The 18,204-nt window shown below is 68.0% G+C and carries 19 protein-coding genes, 1 tRNA gene and 1 pseudogene; 11 read left to right on the top strand and 10 right to left on the bottom strand.

Annotated features, from left to right (window positions below; translation table 11 throughout):
• Together HC022_RS07025 and HC022_RS07020 are read left to right on the top strand one after the other, a co-directional pair.
• The coding region (locus tag HC022_RS07025; RefSeq protein ID WP_167451928.1) for an FAD-binding oxidoreductase at positions 1 to 1,161 on the top strand (1,161 nt) is incomplete at its 5' end.
• 115 nt (positions 1,162 to 1,276) lie between these two features.
• The gene (locus tag HC022_RS07020; protein ID WP_089962822.1) at positions 1,277 to 2,488 is read left to right on the top strand and encodes a DegT/DnrJ/EryC1/StrS aminotransferase family protein; all 1,212 of its coding nucleotides are present in this window, start codon (positions 1,277 to 1,279) and stop codon (positions 2,486 to 2,488) included.
• A gap of 102 nt (positions 2,489 to 2,590) precedes the next feature.
• Here the strand turns inward: HC022_RS07020 and phaR are convergent, their stop codons facing one another.
• The 4 genes from phaR to HC022_RS07000 form a co-directional block, all read right to left on the bottom strand.
• Positions 2,591 to 3,142: a polyhydroxyalkanoate synthesis repressor PhaR gene (gene phaR / locus HC022_RS07015; protein ID WP_167451927.1), complete on the bottom strand. Its 552-nt coding sequence runs from the start codon at positions 3,140 to 3,142 to the stop codon at positions 2,591 to 2,593.
• A 93-nt stretch (positions 3,143 to 3,235) separates the two neighbouring features.
• Positions 3,236 to 4,207: a Gfo/Idh/MocA family protein gene (locus tag HC022_RS07010; RefSeq protein WP_167451926.1), complete on the bottom strand. Its 972-nt coding sequence runs from the start codon at positions 4,205 to 4,207 to the stop codon at positions 3,236 to 3,238.
• A gap of 162 nt (positions 4,208 to 4,369) precedes the next feature.
• Positions 4,370 to 5,266: an RNA polymerase sigma factor RpoH gene (gene rpoH, locus HC022_RS07005; protein ID WP_008883501.1), complete on the bottom strand. Its 897-nt coding sequence runs from the start codon at positions 5,264 to 5,266 to the stop codon at positions 4,370 to 4,372.
• A gap of 235 nt (positions 5,267 to 5,501) precedes the next feature.
• On the bottom strand, positions 5,502 to 6,539 hold the full coding sequence (locus HC022_RS07000) for an RluA family pseudouridine synthase (RefSeq protein ID WP_167451925.1): 1,038 nt from the start codon (positions 6,537 to 6,539) through the stop codon (positions 5,502 to 5,504).
• Between HC022_RS07000 and HC022_RS06995 the strand changes: the two genes are divergently transcribed.
• Complete coding sequence (locus tag HC022_RS06995) at positions 6,538 to 6,861, top strand: DUF6476 family protein (protein ID WP_167451924.1); 324 nt, start codon at positions 6,538 to 6,540, stop codon at positions 6,859 to 6,861. The two genes, HC022_RS07000 and HC022_RS06995, sit on opposite strands and share 2 nt — an antisense overlap.
• A complete protein-coding gene (locus HC022_RS06990) occupies positions 6,858 to 7,034 on the top strand; it encodes a DUF305 domain-containing protein (RefSeq protein ID WP_167451923.1) in 177 nt (58 codons plus the stop codon). The genes HC022_RS06995 and HC022_RS06990 overlap by 4 nt, the downstream gene beginning before the upstream one ends.
• A gap of 243 nt (positions 7,035 to 7,277) precedes the next feature.
• Here the strand turns inward: HC022_RS06990 and HC022_RS06985 are convergent.
• Positions 7,278 to 7,361: transfer RNA gene (locus HC022_RS06985), tRNA-Tyr, on the bottom strand.
• A gap of 129 nt (positions 7,362 to 7,490) precedes the next feature.
• Here HC022_RS06985 and rlmB point away from each other — a divergent pair.
• The 6 genes from rlmB (at position 7,491) to HC022_RS06955 (ending at position 11,626) form a co-directional block, all read left to right on the top strand.
• Entirely contained in the window at positions 7,491 to 8,270 is a 780-nt protein-coding gene (rlmB, locus tag HC022_RS06980; protein WP_175583487.1) for a 23S rRNA (guanosine(2251)-2'-O)-methyltransferase RlmB, read from the top strand.
• A 37-nt stretch (positions 8,271 to 8,307) separates the two neighbouring features.
• Entirely contained in the window at positions 8,308 to 8,610 is a 303-nt protein-coding gene (locus HC022_RS06975) for a hypothetical protein (RefSeq protein WP_167451922.1), read from the top strand.
• 143 nt (positions 8,611 to 8,753) lie between these two features.
• A complete protein-coding gene (gene ribB / locus HC022_RS06970; protein ID WP_008883187.1) occupies positions 8,754 to 9,878 on the top strand; it encodes a 3,4-dihydroxy-2-butanone-4-phosphate synthase in 1,125 nt (374 codons plus the stop codon).
• Positions 9,878 to 10,429 carry a 6,7-dimethyl-8-ribityllumazine synthase gene (locus tag HC022_RS06965; RefSeq protein ID WP_008883116.1) on the top strand — a complete coding sequence of 184 codons (552 nt, stop codon included), beginning with the start codon at positions 9,878 to 9,880 and terminating at the stop codon, positions 10,427 to 10,429. The genes ribB and HC022_RS06965 overlap by 1 nt, the downstream gene beginning before the upstream one ends.
• Positions 10,426 to 10,917: a transcription antitermination factor NusB gene (gene nusB / locus HC022_RS06960; protein WP_008883280.1), complete on the top strand. Its 492-nt coding sequence runs from the start codon at positions 10,426 to 10,428 to the stop codon at positions 10,915 to 10,917. Before HC022_RS06965 ends, nusB begins: the two co-directional genes overlap by 4 nt.
• Before the next feature lie 367 nt (positions 10,918 to 11,284).
• A complete protein-coding gene (locus HC022_RS06955; RefSeq protein WP_008883356.1) occupies positions 11,285 to 11,626 on the top strand; it encodes a cupin domain-containing protein in 342 nt (113 codons plus the stop codon).
• A 293-nt stretch (positions 11,627 to 11,919) separates the two neighbouring features.
• On the opposite strand, the gene HC022_RS29815 is transcribed toward HC022_RS06955, so the two are convergent.
• From HC022_RS29815 to HC022_RS06940, 4 genes and pseudogenes are all read right to left on the bottom strand, one after another.
• Complete coding sequence (locus tag HC022_RS29815) at positions 11,920 to 14,721, bottom strand: efflux RND transporter permease subunit (RefSeq protein WP_368484622.1); 2,802 nt, start codon at positions 14,719 to 14,721, stop codon at positions 11,920 to 11,922.
• 117 nt (positions 14,722 to 14,838) lie between these two features.
• A pseudogene (locus tag HC022_RS29810) lies at positions 14,839 to 15,133 on the bottom strand (efflux RND transporter permease subunit); the annotation flags it as partial.
• A gap of 60 nt (positions 15,134 to 15,193) precedes the next feature.
• On the bottom strand, positions 15,194 to 15,400 hold the full coding sequence (locus HC022_RS29030) for a hypothetical protein (RefSeq protein WP_254884977.1): 207 nt from the start codon (positions 15,398 to 15,400) through the stop codon (positions 15,194 to 15,196).
• Between the two features lie 33 nt (positions 15,401 to 15,433).
• Entirely contained in the window at positions 15,434 to 16,342 is a 909-nt protein-coding gene (locus HC022_RS06940; protein WP_254884976.1) for an efflux RND transporter periplasmic adaptor subunit, read from the bottom strand.
• A gap of 330 nt (positions 16,343 to 16,672) precedes the next feature.
• Here HC022_RS06940 and HC022_RS06935 point away from each other — a divergent pair, with 330 nt between their 5' ends.
• Positions 16,673 to 17,008, top strand: a complete 336-nt coding sequence (locus tag HC022_RS06935; protein ID WP_008883460.1) for a hypothetical protein — start codon at positions 16,673 to 16,675, stop codon at positions 17,006 to 17,008.
• Between the two features lie 550 nt (positions 17,009 to 17,558).
• On the opposite strand, the gene HC022_RS06930 is transcribed toward HC022_RS06935, so the two are convergent.
• Positions 17,559 to 18,204: hypothetical protein (locus tag HC022_RS06930; protein ID WP_254884975.1), on the bottom strand; the 646-nt coding region annotated here is incomplete at its 5' end.

Below are 18,204 nucleotides of genomic sequence, written 5' to 3'. Positions count from 1 at the left end.
GCCCTCTCTGCTTCCCTTCCCTTTCCCGAGTCGGGGCTCTCCTTGCTCCTGCTCTCTTCTCACCCTTTCGGGTTTGGCGCCTCGGGGCGCAACGGCGGGCAGCTGGGTTCGGGGCAGCGGGTCGACCAGCTGTCGCTCGAGGCGATGATCGGGCGGGAGGACGCGCGCAAGTACTGGGACCTGGGCGAGGAGGCCAAGGACCTGGTGCGCGATCTGATCGCCCGGCACGGCATCGACTGCCACCTGCGCGACGGCGTCGCGTGGTGCGGCTCGCGGCCGGGCGAGGTGGCGCATCTGCATGAATATGCCGACCACATGGCCGAGCATTACGGCTACGAGATCGAAAAGCACGGGGCGGAGAGCTTCCACGCAATCTGCCCCTCGCCCGACTACAAGGGCGGTGTGGTGGACATGGGGGCGGCGCATCTGCACCCGCTGCGGCTGGCGCAGGGGCTGGCGAAAGCGGCAGCGGGCGCCGGGGCGCGGATCTTCGAGCGCAGCGTGGTGACCTCGGTCGAGGACGGCGCCGAATGCGTGGTGCGCTGCGAGCGCGGCTCGGTGCGGGCCGCGCATGTGGTCTACGCGGGCAACGGCTATCTCGGGCGGTTGCAGCCCAAGGTGGCGCGGCGGGTGATGCCGATCAACAATTTCATCGTCGCCACCGAGCCTCTGGGCCCGCGCGCCGCCGAGGTGCTGACCCGCGACGTGGCGGTGGCCGACTCGCGCCACGTGGTGAACTACTTCCGGCTCAGCCATGACGGGCGGCTGCTGTTCGGCGGCGGCGAGAACTACGGCTACCGCTTCCCCAGGGACATCGCCGCCAAGGTGCGCAAGCCGATGCTGGAGATCTTCCCCCACCTCAAGGATGTGCGGCTCGACTACGCCTGGGGCGGGACGCTGGGAATCACCATGAAGCGCCTGCCCTTCCTCGCGCGGCTGGCGCCCAACGTGCTCTCGGCCTCGGGCTATTCCGGTCACGGGGTCGGCACTGCGGTGCATGCCGGGCGACTTCTTGCCGAGGCGGTACGCGGACAGTCGCTTGGCTTCGACGCCATGGCCGCGCTGCCGACGCCCCCCTTCCCCGGCGGAGCCTCGCTGCAAACGCCGCTGCTTACGCTTGCCATGACGTGGTATGCGCTGCGCGATCGCGTCGGTTTCTGAGCTTTTACACGCCCGGCAGCATGCAGCACCGCTCCGCAACCGGAGCGGTTTTTCACTTGGATGTCACAGAACTGCGGTTTAAGCTTTCCCAAAGTCAACTTTCCGGAAAAGTAAAATGAGCAGCCTGCCCAACATGCATGACGCCGAGCCGATCCCCGAGGAGGCCCGTGCCGAGATCGACCGTCTCCTGCAGTCCGGTGACCTGTTCCGCTACACCGCGCCCGAGGAGTCTCCGGTGGCTCTGCTCGAGCGCGAATTCGCGGCGTTGCTGGGATCGAAATACGCGCTGGCGGTGTCGAGCTGCTCGGCCGCGCTGTTCCTGTCGCTGAAGGCGCTGGGGCTGCCGCGCGACGCGCGCGTGATGATCCCGGGCTTCACCTTCGCCGCGGTGCCCTCGGCGATCATCCACGCCGACTGCGTGCCGGTGCTCTGCGAGGTGGGCGAGAACTACCGCATCGACCTCGGGGATTTCGAGGCCAAGCTCGACCGCGTGCAGGCCGTCATCATCAGCCACATGCGCGGGCACACCTCGGACATGGACGCGATCATGGCGCTCTGCGATGCCCGCGGCATCCCGGTGATCGAGGACGCGGCGCATTCGCTCGGCACCGTCTGGGGCGGGCGCAACATCGGCACCATCGGCAAGATCGGCTGCTTCTCGTTCCAGAGCTACAAGCTGGTGAACGCGGGCGAAGGCGGGATCCTCGTGACCGACGACGCCGACGTGGTGGCGCAGGCGGTGATCCTGTCCGGCGCCTACGAGCACAACTGGAAAAAGCACATGGCCCGGGGCGACAACCGCTCGGACCTGCAGGAGGCCTTTGCGCGCTGGCAGAACCGCCTGCCGCTCTACAACCTGCGCATGTCGAACCTCTCGGCCGCGGTGATCCGTCCGCAGCTGTCGCGGATCGAGCAGCGGGTGCGTGACGGCCGACGCAACCACGATTTCGTCGCCAGCCGCATCAACGAGAGCCCGTGGATCGAGGTGCCGGCCAAGCTTGGACCGGAAGAGCGGGCGCCGGATTCGCTGCAGTTCAACCTCGTCGGCATGGACCGGGACGAAATGCGCGCCTTTGCAGAGGCCTCGGACGCGATGGGCGTGAAGGTGCAGGTCTTCGGACTGTCGACCGACAACGCGCGCGCCTTCTGGAACTGGCAATTCCTGCCCGAGATCCCCGAGCTGCCGCGCACCCGCGCCATGCTCGAATGCGCCTGCGACACCCGCCTGCCGGCGCGGCTGACGCTCGAGGATTGCGCCGACGTGGCGAATGTCCTGATCAGCGCCGCCGAGGCGGTGATGTCGGCGCGCCTCGCCTACGGCACCTGATCCCCGGCGCGACGAGCTCTCACGGAAAGCGGAACGGGCGGGGAATTCCCCGCCCGTCCTCGTTTCTGCATCGGTCTCGGCAACGGCCCCGCGGGCCGCAAGTCACTTTTCCATCTTCGAGAGCTTGCTCTGCAGCTCGGCCAGCTGCTTCTTTATGGCGTCGAGGTCTTCTTCCTCTTCGCCGCTCTCCTTCTCGGGCCCCGACCATTGCGAGCCCATGCCACCGGTCATCGCCTTCAGGAACGCTTCCTGCTGCGCCTGCATCGCCTCGAGCGCGGGGATCTTGGGCATCATCGGATTGGCGGCGTGCATGCTCTCGGCCCACTTGGCCTGGCTGTCGCGGAACATCTCGAAGCTCGCCGCGAGGAACTGCGGCACCGTCGAGGTCGCCTGCGTCGTGTAGCTCCGGACAAGGTCCGTGAGCACGTTGATCGGCAGCACGCTCTCGCCCCGGCTCTCGTGCTCGGCGACGATCTGGAGCAGGTACTGGCGGGTCAGGTCGTCGCCGGACTTGAGGTCGACGATCTGCACATCCCGTCCATCGCGGATGAAGCCCGCGATGTCTTCCAAAGTGACGTAATCGCTCGTCTCGGTATTGTAGAGACGGCGGCTGGCGTAGCGCTTGATGAGAAGCGGCTTTTCTTGATCTGCCACGTCGTGCCCTCCCTGGCATGCAGCGTTGCAGCAAAGCCTATGCGAGCGCAGAAAAAAAGAAAAGCTTTTGTGTGCAGACGGAAAGCCGGCGTTTCATCCCTTCCCGATGACCCGAACATTGTCGATCCAGGCCTGCGTACCGCGCGAAAACTCCAGTGGCAGGGGCCAGTCGGCGGCCTCGGACACGGCCCGGTTGAACGCCTCGACCTGCAGCACGTAGTGGTTCTCGGCCGGGAAGCGCCAGGTTTCGACGTTGCCGCCGCTGCGGTGGAGCTCGACGCTGGCCTGCCCGAAGACCTGCGCGTTGTAGGGCACCGGCAGGCGCAGCACCGCGGAGGTGCCGTGCACCACGATCTCCTGCCACGGGGCGGCGCGCATCGAGATCCGGCCGGTGTAGAGGAAGTCGGGGAAACGCGCGGTGATGTGGGTGGTGGCATCGACGCCGTTGCGCATATCGGTCTGGACCGAGAGCATCTCCTGCGGGTCCTGCCCGGTGAGCAGACGGATCGAGCCGAAGGCATAGATGCCGATGTCGCCAAGCGCCCCGCCCCCGGTCTCGGGCCGGTTGCGGATGTTGTCGAGGTCGTCGTTGTAAAAGCTGTGGGTCGAGTCGACACGGACGATCTCTCCCAGCGCGCCGTCCTGAATCAGCGCGCGCGCCTTGGCGTATTGCGGGTGATGCGCGATCATCCATGCCTCGGCGATGAGCTTGCCGGTGCGGTCACGGGTCTCGATCAGCGCGTCGATGCCCTCGGCGGTCATCGCGATGGGCTTCTCGCAGAGCACGTGTTTGCCCGCCTCCGCCGCCTTTTGCGACCACTCGACGTGCAGCGCGTTGGGCAGCGGGATGTAGACCGCGTCGATGGAGGGATCGGCGAGCAGCGCCTCGTAGCTGTCGTGGACCGCGATCCCCGGTGCCAGATCGTCGAAGGGCCTGGCCTTGTCGCGACTCGAGGTGGCGATGGCGGCAAGCGCCCCACCCCGGGCGGCGTGGATCGCGGGCGCCATGTGCTCGCGGGCAAATTTCGCGGCACCAAGGATGCCCCAGCGCAGGTGATCGGCCATGAGTTCCCTCCGACGTGATGACGTTCCAATGTTGGCGCCGAGCCTAGCGCGATAGGGCCCGGGCGCAACCCGCGCCGGGGGGCGGAACGGGTCCCGAAAACGCAGACGCCCGCGCCTTTGCAGGCACGGGCGTCCAAGTTTTGTCTATGCTCGGAAGAGCGGTCAGGCGTCGACCACCATGCCCTGATCGCGGGCCAGCTCGCGCATGCGCTTCTGCAGCTTCTCGAAGGCGCGAACCTCGATCTGCCGGATACGCTCGCGGCTCACGTCGTAGACGCTGGACAGGTCCTCGAGCGTCACCGGCTGCTCGGCCAGACGGCGCTGGGTGAGAATGTCCTTCTCACGGTCATTGAGAACGTCCATGGCCTGCGCCAGCAGCGCGCGGCGCGCCTCAAGCTCATTGCGCTCGGCGTAGTCGGAGGCCTGGTCGGCGCCCTCGTCCTCGAGCCAGTCCTGCCATTGCATGGAGCTGTCGTCATCGCTGCCCACCGTGGCGTTCAGCGAGGCGTCGCCACCGGACAAACGGCGGTTCATCGAAATCACCTCGTCCTTCGACACGCCCAGGTCGGTGGCGATCTTCTCGACGTGCTCGGGACGCAGATCGCCCTCTTCAAGCGCACCGATGCGCGACTTGGCCTTGCGCAGGTTGAAGAACAGCTTCTTCTGCGCGCTGGTGGTACCGAGCTTCACCAGCGACCAGGAGCGCAGGATGTACTCCTGGATCGAGGCACGGATCCACCACATGGCGTAGGTGGCCAGACGGAAGCCCTTTTCCGGGTCGAAGCGTTTCACCGCCTGCATGAGACCCACGTTGGCTTCGGAAATCACCTCGGCCTGCGGCAGGCCGTAGCCGCGGTAGCCCATGGCGATCTTGGCCGCGAGCCGCAGGTGGCTGGTGACCAGCTTGTGGGCCGACGGGGCATCCTGATCCTCAACCCAGCGCTTGGCCAGCATGTACTCTTCTTCCGGCTCGAGCAGCGGGAACTTCCGGATTTCGGAGAGGTAGCGGCTGAGGCCCGCCTCGGGGGACGGCGCCGGGAGATTGGCGTAATTGGACACGATCCCTGTTTCCTCCAATGTTATGGGGCTTAACATCCCATTTGGGAACCGCCCGGTTCGATTTCAAGCCCAAGGGTGCAAACCCCTGTGGTGTCTGTGCTTGTTACGATGATAACGCAGCTTCCCGCCGGACGGATCCAGCAATCGGCGGCGCTCACCCGATTGGGAAGGGTTGTAACACGTGTGCGCCGGTGTGGCATCTGCTGAAACGAGCCACACCTATGTGCGCAGACGCTCAGACTGGCGTCGCCGCGCGCAACGCCTCGATCAGCGCGCCCATGTCGTCGGGCAGCGGCGACTCGAAGCGCAGGCGCTCGCCGGTCACCGGATGGTCGAAGCCCAGCTCCGCCGCGTGCAGCGCCTGACGCGAGAAACCCGAGACCGCTTCGGTGGCGACGGGGCCAATGGCCTTCACCGGCGGCTTGCGGCGCCCTCCGTAGACCGGATCGCCGACGAGCCCGTGGCCGGCATGGGCCATGTGCACGCGGATCTGGTGGGTCCGCCCGGTCTCGAGCCGGCACTGCACCAACGCCATGGCGGGCGGGGTGCCGAAGGTCTCGAGCACCGAGGCGCGGGTGGGGGCGTGGCGCCCCCGCCCGTCGAAATAGACCGCCTGCCGCTGCCGGGCGGGCTTGTGCCGCGCGAGCCCCGACTGGATGCGGATCACGCCGCCCGGCTCCATCGACACGCCGCGGGTGCCGACGAGCCGCGGATCGCCCGCGTCCGGCACCCCGTAGACGACCGCGAGATAGGCGCGGTCGGCACTGTGGGCCTCGAACTGCGCGGCGAGCCCGTGGTGGGCGCGGTCGGACTTGGCCACCACCAGCAGCCCCGAGGTGTCCTTGTCGATGCGGTGCACGATGCCCGGCCGGGCCACGCCGCCGACGCCCGAGAGCCGCCCGCCGAAATGGTGCAGCAGCGCGTTCACCAGCGTGCCCGAGGGCGTGCCGGGCGCGGGATGCACCACCATGCCCGCAGGCTTGTCGACCACAACGAGGTCCTCGTCCTCCCACACGATGCTGAGCGGGATGTCCTCGGGGCCGATGTGGCTGTCCTCGGCCTGCGGAACGGTGATGAGGATCTCGTCCCCTTCGGCCACCCTGGCCTTGGGATCGGTCAGCGCCTCGCCCGCCCGCGTCACCGCACCCTCGGCGATGAGGCGCGCCAGCCGGGTCCGCGACAGGGCCGCTTCCTCTGGCACATCGCGCGCCAGCGCCTTATCAAGACGCGGCGGCGGGGCTTCCCCGATGATGATGCGCAGAGGCTTGTCCATGTCCGAGACCCCGAAGTCCGAGAATGCGTCCGAAACGCTGCCGGAACCGGCCAACCTGCGCTTCCTGCGCCTGCTGGTGACGGTTCTGACGGCGGTGATGATCGCGGGGCTTCTAGCGATCCTTTCGATGATTGTCATCTCCTACCGTTCCGCCCGTGCCCCCCTGCCCGAGGTCATCACCCTGCCCGACGGCGCCGAGGCCAGCGCCTTTACCCAAGGGGCGGACTGGTACGCGGTGGTGACGGAGGGCAACGAGATCCTCATCTTCGACCGCGCCAGCGGCAAGCTGCGCCAGACGCTCCGGATCGAATCGGCGGAGTGACCGCGCGTCTCGCGGCCCTCGGCGCTGTCACGGGATCGGTGCCGCGCGCTCACATTCGAGAGAGACCGGGCGAACCGGGCCCGGAGATGCGTCGACTCGCCGAGGAGATCATCTCGGCTCAGGGAAGGGAAATCGCCTTCATGACCGAGTGGCTCGCGAAAACCGCGAAGTGATGAGCTGAAACCGTCAGCCGGGGCCGCGTGAGTCCGGCCGGCATTGGTCTGGCGGCGTTGCGGGCCCCGGCGGAGGCGGCGACTCGGTGAGGGGCGTGGCGTAAGGCTGGCTGAAATGCCGGTTCGTCTCGCGGCACCGGGATGCCTGACCAGTCAAGATGACGCATCGCGGCACGACAACAGTGCAAGCGCCCGCCGCAGCGGTCCACCCTGCTCTGTAATCGTGTGATTTCAGGAAGAAAGTGGTGGGCGACCTTGGAATCGAACCAAGCGTGCGTCTCCGCGAGGGAGTTACAGTCCCCTGCCACACCTTGCGGCCTGTCGCCCACTTTCTTGCCGGTGTCCCGGCGTGTGGCGCTGATTACAAAAGCCCCAAACCGGCGTCAACAGGAAAATCCCTTGCGACGCGGACGACGGAAGGGCAAGGGAAAGGCACCGCAGGAAGAGAGGCTGGCGATGGTGAAGAAACCGAAATGGGTGGTCGAGAAGGAACAGTCGAAGAAGGCCCGCGCGGCCGAGACCGTCTGGCTTTTCGGTCTGCACGCGGTGCGCGACGCGCTGATGAATCCCCGCCGCGAGAAGCTTCGCCTGATCGTGACCCTGAACGCGCAGGCCAAACTTGAAGACGCCATCGCCGCGGGCGGGATCGAGCCCGAGATCCACGATCCGCGCAAGTTCGGCGCCCCGCTCGATCCGCAGTCGGTGCACCAGGGCGCCGCGCTCGAGGTCAAGCCGCTCGACTGGGGCCGGCTCGAGGACGTGGCCATGGGCGACGGCGAGACGCCGCCGCGACTGGTGCTGCTCGACCGGGTGACCGACCCGCACAACGTCGGCGCCATCCTGCGCTCGGCCGAGGTGTTCGGCGCGCAGGCGGTGATCGGCACGCAGCACCATGCCGCCCCTGAAACCGGCGCTCTGGCCAAGACCGCCTCGGGCGCGCTGGAACGCCAGCCCTACCTGCGCGAGCGCAACCTCGCGGACACCATCCGGGCGCTGCAGGAGATGGGCTACCTCGTGCTCGGGCTCGACGGCGAGGCCGATACCACCATCGAGGCCGCGCTCGAGGGCATGCGCGACCGCGCCGTGGCGCTGGTGCTGGGCGCCGAAGGGCCGGGTCTTCGCGAGAAGACCAAGGAAACGGTGGACCGTCTGGTGCGCATCGAGTTCGCCCGCAGCTTCGGCTCGCTCAACGTCTCGAACGCCGCCGCGGTGGCGCTCTACGCCGCCCGTCCCTGAGCTTGCGGGCCGCGGCGCCGCGGCCCATATAGCCCTGATGCCGAACACCAAGATCGCCACCTGCTGCTACTGCGGCACCCGCGCGGCGCTGGTCCTCGACTCGGGGCGCCACGAACTGAGCTGCGCCTCCTGCGGGGCGCCGCTGCACGAGCTGAAGAAGCTGCGCGCCGATGCGGTGGACCGCGACGCCCCGCGCCACCGGCCCGCCCGCTTTCCCGACGCGGCGCAGACGCCGCGCCGCGGCAAGCCTCCCAAGGGTTACAAGAAGAAGAAGCGCAAGACCTTGGGTCGCAAGGCCGCCAAGGGCTTCCTCGACCTTCTCGACGATATCTTCGACTGACGGACCCCGCCCGGTGCCCTGCTCCGGAGCCTGTGAAGAGCCCCGCGCAAACGCACCATGCGCACAGTGCATGTGAACAAAACCGCCCTAGCCAATCGGTCGTACATCCCTTATCTGGCAGGAACTGCAAGAGGTGAGGCGACATGGCGGATTACGAGAGCCCGGGCCCGGTCGAGATCGACTGGAAGGACGCAATTTCTTCGGTCGAGGAGATCATTGAGGATGCGCGCAACGGGCGCATGTTCATCCTTGTCGATCACGAGGACCGGGAGAACGAGGGCGATCTGGTGATCCCCGCGCAATGGGCTACCCCTGACGCGATCAACTTCATGGCCACCTACGGCCGCGGCCTGATCTGCCTGTCGATGACCGGCGAGCGCTGCGACCAGCTTGGCCTGCAGCTCATGTCGACCCAGAACAGCTCGCGGCACGAGACCGCCTTCACCACCTCGATCGAGGCGCGCGAGGGTGTGACCACCGGCATTTCCGCCGCCGACCGCGCCCGCACCATCGCGGTGGCGATCGACGGCACCAAAGGCGCCGCCGACATCGCCACCCCGGGCCACGTCTTCCCGCTGCGCGCCAAGAACGGCGGCGTGCTGGTCCGCGCCGGCCACACCGAGGCCGCCGTCGACGTCGCGCGTCTTGCCGGGCTGAACCCAGCCGGCGTGATCTGCGAGATCATGAACGACGACGGCACCATGGCGCGCCTGCCCGAGCTCATCGCCTTCTCGCAGCGCCACGGGCTGAAGATCGGCACGATCTCCGAGCTGATCTCGTACCGCCGCCGCAACGACAATCTCGTGCGGGTCCGCCGCCACGATTCCATCACCTCCGAGTTCGGCGGCGAGTGGGACATGCGGATCTACACCGACACCACCCATGGCGACGAGCACATCGTGCTGTCCAAGGGCGACATCTCCACCGACGCTCCGGTGATGGTGCGGATGCACGCGCTCGACCCGATGTTCGACATCGTGGGCACCGGCAGCCGCGGGCGCGCCGACGAGTTCCGCGCCGCGATGGAAGCGGTGGCCGAGGAAGGCCGCGGCGTCGTCGTGCTGCTGCGCGACACCGCCATGAAGCTCGAGCCGCACAGCGAGGTCTCGCCCCGCACCCTGCGGCAGTACGGTCTCGGCGCGCAGATCCTGTCGTCGCTCGGGCTGTCGAAACTCATCCTGCTGACCAACTCGCCGACGCCCCGCGTCGTCGGCCTCGAGGCCTACGGGCTCGAGATCGTCGGCACCCGAAAGATTGGAGCTGCGTGATGGCCTCGAACGAAGAACACTACACCCTGCCCCGCCCGAGCTTCGACAAGCCGGTGAAGATCCTCATCGTGGTCGCCCCCTACTACAAGCCGGTGGCCGAGCAGCTGGTGAAGGGTGCGGTGGACGAGATCGAGGCCGCGGGCGGGTTCCACGAGATCATCGAGGTGCCCGGCGCGCTCGAGGTTCCGACCGCCATCGGCATCGCAGAGCGCATGTCGAACTTCGACGGCTACGTGGCGCTCGGCTGCGTGATCCGCGGCGAGACCACCCACTACGAGACCGTCTGCAACGACAGCTCGCGCGGGCTGACGCTGCTCGGCCTGCAGGGGCTCTGCATCGGCAACGGCATCCTCACGGTCGAGAACTACGACCAAGCCTGGGCGCGTGCGGCGGTGGACGAGCAGAACAAGGGTGGCGGTGCCGCGGCGGCGGCCTTGCATCTTGTCGCGCTCGCCCGTAGGTGGGGCGCTTCCCGCAAGGGCGTGGGATTCGTTCCTGCCCGCGACGAGTTTCAGCTTGCGGGAGCTGAATCAGGAAAAGACACCGCATGACCAACCCGGACACTCCCCCGGCCCTTTCCGGCAACCAGAAACGGCGGATGAAATCCGCCTCGCGGCTCTACGCCGTTCAGGCCCTCTACCAGATGGAGGCCGCCGGCCAGTCCGTGGAACGTGTCCAGAACGAGTTCGTCGATCACCGCTTCGGCGCCGAGATCGAGGAAGGCGTCGAGATGCTCGACGGCGATGTGGGCCTGTTCGGCCGCATCACCAGTGCAGCGGTCAACTGGCAGGCCAAGATCGACCAGATGACCGACCGGGCGCTGGTCGCGAAGTGGCCGATCGCGCGCATCGACCCGACCCTGCGCGCGCTCTTCCGCGCCGCCGGGGCCGAGTTCGTCGACAGCGACACGCCGCCGCGCGTGGTGATCTCGGAATACGTCGACGTGGCGCGCGCCTTCTTCCCCGAGGGCCGAGAGCCGCAGTTCGTGAACGCCGTGCTCGACCACATGGCGCGCGAGGCGAAGCCCGAGGCGTTCTGACGCCACGCCGCCTCTCGCGATGCCCCAAGGCCCCGACGCGCTGCGCCGGGGCTTTGTTTTTGCGCGGGTTTACCGGCGGGGCTGCCGGGTCCACGGCGGCGCATTGTAGGGCGGCTCAGGCCGGAAAGCTGCGCCCTGCCCCCTCACCGCACGATTGCCCGGCGGCCTCTGATCCGGCGGCAAAGCCACGCCCGGATGGCCCCCGTGCCACGCCCGCAATGCCCTGCCCCGGCAAGGCGCTCACTTGCCGGGCAGAGCGGCCGCCCGTTTTCATCACCGGAGGCCTGTTCTGCCGAATAGAGAGTGCGTCGGCGGGAATTTCGCCTCTATATCTTGGCGACCGCAACACCTTACGAAAGATGGACAGGTGACAGAGAACTTCCTCCGCCTCACGACCGACGTCGCGCCCGAGTACGACCAGCCGGCGCCCGACAAGATCCTCTCGGGCGCGCCCGAATTCACCACGTGGAATGTCGAGGACCGCGACGGGATCTACTGCGGCACATGGCGGGCCACACCCGGCAAGTGGCTGGTTCAGTACGACGAGTGGGAATACTGCAAGATCCTCGAGGGCCATTCGATCCTGACCGAGGACGGCGGCGAGAGCTTCGAGCTGAAGGCGGGCGACGGCTTCGTCATCCGGCGCGGCTTCAAGGGCACATGGGAGGTCGTGGAGACGACCATCAAGGAATACGTCATCCAGACCTGACGAACGCCGTTCCGGCGCCCCGGAGCTGGTCCCGAAAGACGGAGCCCCGCGCCCCGATCAACCCGCTCGGGCCATTCCGGGCAGCCTCATCCGGTGTTCCCGACGGCCGCAGAGGCGAAACCCTCACGGCTGTCGAGGACCCATTCACGGGGCACAGGCGCCCGAACGAAAGCCCGGAAACGAAGGCCCAGAGAAAACGGGGACCGGCACCAGCCGGCCCCCGCCCTCTTGTCTCAACGGCCACGGCCTGCAGACGCAGCCTCTCGGCTGCCGTCGCCCGCAGGCACGTCCGCTCAGCTGCCGTTGCCTGCCGGTGCGGGCGCGGTTGCGAAGGCCCAGCCCTTTCCGGCGGCAACCTGAAGCGTGGCCCAGCTGGCCGCGAGGTCGCGCACGCTCGAGGCCAGCGTCAGCCGCGAGCTGGCCAGCGAGCGCTGCACGTCGAGGAAGTCCAGCAGCGTCGTCGTGCCGCCGTTGTAGGTCTCGCGCGACAGCGACACCACGCGCTCGTAAGAGTTCACGCTGCGCTGGTAGGCCGCCACTGCACGCTGGTTGCGGATGTAGTCGCTCTGCGAGGCCTGCACCTCCTCTACCGCGCCCAGCACCGAGGACCGCCAGCCGAGCTCGGCCTGTTCCGCCTGTGCGATGGCCTGGTCGCGTTTGGCGGCCAGCACGCCCTGGTTCAGCACCGGCAGCGACACCTTCGGCCCGAACGACCAGCTCCCCACCCCTTCCGAGGTCGAGACCGTGCCGCCGAGGCTCACCGAAGGATACATCTGCGCCTCGCTCACCCCCACGTTGGCCACGGCGGCGGCGTAGTCGCGCTCGGCCGCGCGCACATCGGGGCGTTTGCGCAGCAGGTCCGCCGGAACGCCCGCCGAGGCGTTGCCGCCGGGCCGCGGCTGGGCCGCGCCGCGCTGCAGACGGGTCTCGATGGTCTGCACCGGCTGCGCCAGCAGCGTCGCGATGGCGTAGGAGGACGCGTAGAACCCGCTCTCGAGCGACGGCAGCGAGGCCAGGCTCTCGTCCAGCGCCGCCTGCGCCTGCGCCTCGTCGAGCGCCGTGGCCGCTCCGGCCTCGCGCTGGCTCTGCACCAGCGACAGCGTCTCGCGGCGGGTGCCCAGCGTCTGGCGAGTGATCGTCAGCGCGTTCTGGTAGTAGCGCAGGTCGATGTAGCTCGAGACCAGCTGCGACAGGAAGGTCAGCCGCGCCGCGCCGACGCTGAGCTCGGCCGATTGCAGCGAGGCCAGCGCCGCCTCGCGCGAGCGCCGTTCGCCGCCGAAGAGGTCGAGCACCAGCGACGGGTTGAAGCTGGCGCCGGAGGTGGTCGTGGTGCCCGAGATCGCCTCGCCGCCGGCGCGGATGCTGTCGCCCGAGACCGAGCCAGAGATCATCGCCGGCAGGCCGGTGGCGCGGGCCGCGGCCTGGGCCTCGGCGACGCGGCTGATCGCGGTCTTGATGTCGAGGTTCTGGCTCAGCCCCGTCTGCACCAGCTCGTTGAGCATGGCGTCGTTGTAGGAGCGCCACCAGTACTGCGCCGAGGTCTCGCCGATGGGCTGCGCACTGCCTTCGGCAAAGTTCGCCGCAACCGGCTGGCTCGGGCTGCGGAAGTCCGGTCCGACCGCGCAGGCGCTCAGCGCCAGTACCATCGGGACCAGGACAAGTCGTGTCGGTTTCATCTGCTCGATACTCTCGTTTGGGTCCAGCGGACCGTTCTCATGATGAGGGCGTAGAGGGCCGGCACCATGAAGATGCCAAAGGTAGGTCGAGGCGACCATGCCACCGATCACGCCGGTACCAATGGCGTTCTGCGCCGCGGCTCCCGCCCCTGTTGCGGTGGCCAATGGCAGCACGCCAAGAATGAAGGTGAGCGCGGTCATGAGGATTGGCCGCAACCTCGGCCGTGCGGCTTCGACGGCCGCTTCGGCAATGCCACGGCCCTGACGGCGCAGGTCCTCGGCAAATTCCACGATAAAGATCGCGTTCCGGGCCGCAAGGCCAATCGTCGTCAGCATCCCCACCTTGAAATAAACATCATTTGATTGACCGAAAAGCCACGCTGCAGCGAGCGCCCCAAGCGCCCCCACGGGCACCGCCAGCATCACCGGGAACGGGATCGGCCAGCTTTCGTAAAGCGCCGCGAGGCCAAGGAAAATCACCAGCGCCGAGACTGCACAGAGCCACGGGGCCTGATCGCCCGACCGTCGCCCCTGGTAGCTGATCCCGGTCCAGGCCGAGCCGTAGCCGCCGTCGAGATCCGCCACCATCTCCTCCATCTCCTCCATCGCGTCCATCGCCGCACCCGGGCTCACGCCCTTGCCCGCCGACCCCGAGATCTCGAGCGCCGAGGTGCCGCCGTAGCGTTGCAGCGTCGGGGCCACCGGCTGCCAGCTGGTGGTCATGAAGGAGGCGAAGGGCACCACCTCTTCGTCCGCGTTGATGGCGTACCACTTGACGATGTCCTCGGGCTGCATCCGGCGCTCGGGCGCCGCCTGCACGATGACCGGCCGCAGCGATGAGCCGAGCACGAAGTCGTTGACCTCGGAGCCCGCGAAGATCACCGACAGCATGCTGTTCACCGCCGAGAGCGAGACGCCGAAGATCTCGGCCTTCTCGTTGTCGATGTCGATGCGCAGGGCGCTGTCCCCGTCGGTGCCGCGGGCGTCGACGTTGCTGACGCCGAGGTTCTGGCGGGCGGTGGCGACGAGCTTCTCGGCGGCGGTCTTGAGCGCGTCGCTGCCTTTGCCCGCCTGATCGACGAAGTACATGGTGAAGCCGCCGGTGTTGCCCCTGCCCGGGATGGCCGGGGGCTGCATGAACATCACCCGCCCTGCCCGGTGCGTGGCGAAGCGCAGGTTGGCCCGCCCGGCCACGCTGGCTGCCGAGAGCGACGGATCGTCCTGCCGCTCCTCGAAGTCACGCAGCTTCACGAAGATCATGGCGCTGTTCTGGCCGCTGCCGCCGAAGCCGAAGCCCCGCGAGGCGAAGGTCGACTCGACCGCCGCGCCCTCCTCGTTCAGCAGGTCGTCCTCGACCTCCTTCACGGCGGCGAGGGTCTGCTGGGTGGTGGCCCCCTCGGAGAGCGAAACCTGCGTCATCACCACACCCTGATCCTCGGTCGGGATGAAGGAGCTGTCGATGCGCTGGTAGACCCACCATCAGGATCGACGAGGTCGAGCGCCGCACCGTGACGCCCTGCGTCTGTACCCCGCTCGGCAGCTGACTCCCGACCTGCGCGACCTTGGTCTGCACCTCGTTCTGCGCGTCCACCGCATCGACGCTGTCATCGAAGGTGAGCGTGACCGAGCCCGATCCTTCCGAGGATTGCGCAGTCATGTAGATCATGCCGTCGAGCCCGGTAATCGAAGCCTCGATGACCCGCGTCACCGTGTTCTCGACCGCCTGCGCCGTGGCTCCCGGGTAACCGGCCGAGACCCGCACCGTGGTCGGCGCGATGTCGGGATACTGCGCCACCGGCCACGACAGGAACGCGAACAGGCCGGCGAGCATGGTCATGATCGCCAGCACCCAGGCCAAGACCGGGCGTCGGATGAAGGAATTGCCCAGGGATCAGTCCTCGCTCTTCCCCGTGAGAGCGTCGGCGCCGGTGCCCGGTCCGCGTCCGGCTGCCGCGCCGTCGACCTCTGCGGGCTCGGCATCGGTGACCACACCGTCCTCCGAGATGGTCACGGGCACCGTGCTGACCTCGGCACCGTTCTGCAGGCGGGTGAGCCCGTCCACGATCAGCGCCTCGCCCGGCGCGATGCCGTCGGTCACCACCCAGGCGTTCCGGTAGCTGCCCTGCTCGGCCTAGCCGTTCATCGCGACAAAGGCGGTGAGCACGCCCGAGGCCGAGCGCGACGTCGCGCCCTGCGGCACCCGCACGGCGCTGGTGGTTCCGCGCACGACGCGCAGGAACTGGCCCGGCATCAGCCGCAGCCCGGGGTTGTCGAAAGCGATGCGCATCCGGCGCGAGCCGGCGGGGGTGGAAACCGTGGTCCCGGGCGAGACCATCCGCCCCTTGGCGGCATAGGTCCCGCTGGATTCGAGCTCGATGTCGAGCCCGTCGCCCAGCTGCAGCGCGCCCGCATCCATCTTGTCGCGGATCTCGCCCATGTGGCGGCTCGATTCCTCGACGTCGACGTAAATCGGATCGAGCCGCGTCACCGTGGTCAGCGTGTCGGTCTGGTTCTCGGTCACCAGCGCCCCCACCGAGATCGTCGGCACCGAGGGGAAACCCGCGATCGGACTGCGGATCTCGGTGCGGTCGAGATCGAGCTGCGCCACCTCGAGCGCCGCCTCCGCCGCGCTCTGGTCCGCCTGCGCCTGCTTCAGCGAGACCTGCGCCGTGGCCAGGCCCTCCTGCGTGACACCGGTGCCGAGCAGGCGCTCGTAGCGGGTGACGGTCTCCGGCGCGGCGCTGGCCGAGGCCTCGGACGAGGCCACCTCCGCGCGGTAGGTCTGGTCCTCGATGCGGAAGAGCACGTCGCCGGCCTCGCCCGGGCGGCCGAGCTCGTAGACGACTTCCGAGATCGCCCCGCCGACCCGCGGCCGCACGTCGACCTGCTCATAGGCCACCGCCCGCCCTGGCACGGTCACCGTGACGGGCTCGTCCCGCGACTCGAGCGTCATCACCCCCACCTCGGTGGCGCCTCCGCCCGCCTGCTGGGGAAGGGCCGGGGTGGCGGGAAGCAGAAACAGCGTGGCGGCGACGGCCATGGCTGCGTGCCTTGACCGGCGGACGATGCACTCAGGCCGCATGAAATCTCTCGATCTCGTGTCCGAAACAACGGGTATTTGTTGCTACATGCACGGTATCCCAGAGTCCGTCGCGGGTTTCGTGAAGAATTCGCACAACGACCTCCGACGCCACGCACCATCCCCGCCCGTCTGGCAGACCCCGCGTCCGCAACCCTGCGACGCTCCGCCGCTTGTTTCGTGACGGATTGTGGCCCAGATTACGTGAAGGAATGGTGTCACAGCGCGCTTGGGGCTTGCCAAAGCGGCGCGGAGCGATACCTTTCAGGATGAAAGCAGGGAGATACCGACATGCCGCGTCTTGTTCGACTCTACATTTCTCAGATCCTGATGGGGTTCGGACTGGCCTCCGCCTTCGTGGGACTCCTGCTCTGGCTGAACGTGGCGAACCTCTACCACCTCGTGACCCACTCCGACGCCGGCCTGCTGGCCGTCTTCCTTCTGTGGCTGTTCAACGGGCTGGTCTTCGCGGGCGTCCAGTTCGCCATTTCGATCATGCGCCTCGAAGACCGCGACACCCCGCCCTCCGGTGGCCGCCGCCAGCGCAACATGGCGCTGCAGCCGATCCCGGTCCGCGTCGCGGCAGACACCCGGAAGGACGTGCTGAAAACCCGCCGTACCCACTGAGCCGCACAGCTCGGACCGGACCCACCAAAGCGCCCCCCGGGGCGCTTTTTTCATGCAGCGCCAGACCCAAGCCACCCACACGGCCCCGCCCTTCATTTTGCCAGACAAACTCCCGCCGGAGGCATCCCGACCGCGCCACCAGCGCATCCACCAAACAAGGGCGCCCCACCAAACCAGCCCCCTGCACGCCGCACGAACGCAAGCCCAACCAGGAGCCCCACCCTTCATCTTGCCAAATAAACTCCCGCCGGAGGCATCCCGACCGCACCGCACGCGCAGCGACAGGGCGAGGGCCGCAAAGATGGAGCCCGTCATCCGGATATCATGAGGGAGGAAAGTGGCGGGAACCGCGGCAACCGTGGGGTTATCTCATTCCCGAGGACCTGTATATACAGGTGGGCGTCAGGTAACCGGACCAGGGCCCGGACAGAGCCAACTCCCTCGGAATTGCTTAAGGCCACCGGAATGCAACCATGTCACGAGAAGGGCAGAACCCGCCTTTCCCCGAGATAGGCTGCCCCCGGCGCCCCGGCAAGAGGTCTGTTCGAATTCAGCCCTCTTCGGGGGTCACGAAATTGTAACGCTCCAGTTCCTCGGGCAGCAGAATGTAGATTTCATCGGACGGCGTCTGCAGGGCGTGCTTCATCACCAGCGGGTCGATGCCCATGTCCTCGAGATAGGCCATGACCTCGCCCTGCCCGCGCTGGATGCTCTCGACCGCGACGAAGGCCGGCAGGATGGTGTTCTCGCCGAAATAATGCTGGTGCACCCCCAGCGAGGCACCCTCCTCGACGTCCCGCGTGTCGCCCCCGGCGAAGAGGTAAGGACAGGCGGAATAACAGTACTCGCCGCGGAGCATCTTCGTGCCGATGCCCGCCTCGCGCAGGTGCCGCCCCAGCGCCAGCGCGTCCTGCACCGAGCCGCCCGGGCTTTGCAGCACCAGCGCCTCGACGGCGGGGTCGGCGGCGTCGATCAGCCCCGAGACCCGGGCGCCGTCGCCCTCGGCGATCTCGCCCTCAAGCCGCCAGACCCCGGGCGCACCGGTTTCGGTCAGCGCCAGCCGGTCAGGCAGCGTGCCGGGATCGCGGGCAGGCTCCATCGGCGGGCGCTGGCGCGAGGGGTCGAAGACACGCCCCCGGGCCCCCCCCCCCCCCGGCCCCCCCCGCCGCGGCCCGCCCCGGCCCCAGCCCGGCCCG

Source organism: Salipiger sp. HF18 (genome assembly GCF_011806505.1).
GTDB classification, from domain to species: domain Bacteria; phylum Pseudomonadota; class Alphaproteobacteria; order Rhodobacterales; family Rhodobacteraceae; genus Salipiger; species Salipiger thiooxidans.
The sequence above is the reverse complement of the archived record's forward strand: the minus strand, read 5'-3'. Positions and strand labels throughout refer to the sequence as shown.

What these genes read in the sequence shown, in the direction of transcription:
- HC022_RS07020 (WP_089962822.1), top strand. Translation starts at nt 1,277, where the DNA reads ATGAGCAGCCTGCCCAACATGCATGACGCCGAGCCGATCCCCGAGGAG.
- HC022_RS07010 (WP_167451926.1), bottom strand. Translation starts at nt 4,207, where the DNA reads ATGGCCGATCACCTGCGCTGGGGCATCCTTGGTGCCGCGAAATTTGCC.
- HC022_RS06995 (WP_167451924.1), top strand. Translation starts at nt 6,538, where the DNA reads ATGTCCGAGACCCCGAAGTCCGAGAATGCGTCCGAAACGCTGCCGGAA.
- HC022_RS07000 (WP_167451925.1), bottom strand. Translation starts at nt 6,539, where the DNA reads ATGGACAAGCCTCTGCGCATCATCATCGGGGAAGCCCCGCCGCCGCGT.
- rlmB (WP_175583487.1), top strand. Translation starts at nt 7,491, where the DNA reads ATGGTGAAGAAACCGAAATGGGTGGTCGAGAAGGAACAGTCGAAGAAG.
- HC022_RS06975 (WP_167451922.1), top strand. Translation starts at nt 8,308, where the DNA reads ATGCCGAACACCAAGATCGCCACCTGCTGCTACTGCGGCACCCGCGCG.
- ribB (WP_008883187.1), top strand. Translation starts at nt 8,754, where the DNA reads ATGGCGGATTACGAGAGCCCGGGCCCGGTCGAGATCGACTGGAAGGAC.
- HC022_RS06965 (WP_008883116.1), top strand. Translation starts at nt 9,878, where the DNA reads ATGGCCTCGAACGAAGAACACTACACCCTGCCCCGCCCGAGCTTCGAC.
- nusB (WP_008883280.1), top strand. Translation starts at nt 10,426, where the DNA reads ATGACCAACCCGGACACTCCCCCGGCCCTTTCCGGCAACCAGAAACGG.
- HC022_RS29815 (WP_368484622.1), bottom strand. Translation starts at nt 14,721, where the DNA reads ATGACGCAGGTTTCGCTCTCCGAGGGGGCCACCACCCAGCAGACCCTC.
- HC022_RS06940 (WP_254884976.1), bottom strand. Translation starts at nt 16,342, where the DNA reads ATGGCCGTCGCCGCCACGCTGTTTCTGCTTCCCGCCACCCCGGCCCTT.
- HC022_RS06935 (WP_008883460.1), top strand. Translation starts at nt 16,673, where the DNA reads ATGCCGCGTCTTGTTCGACTCTACATTTCTCAGATCCTGATGGGGTTC.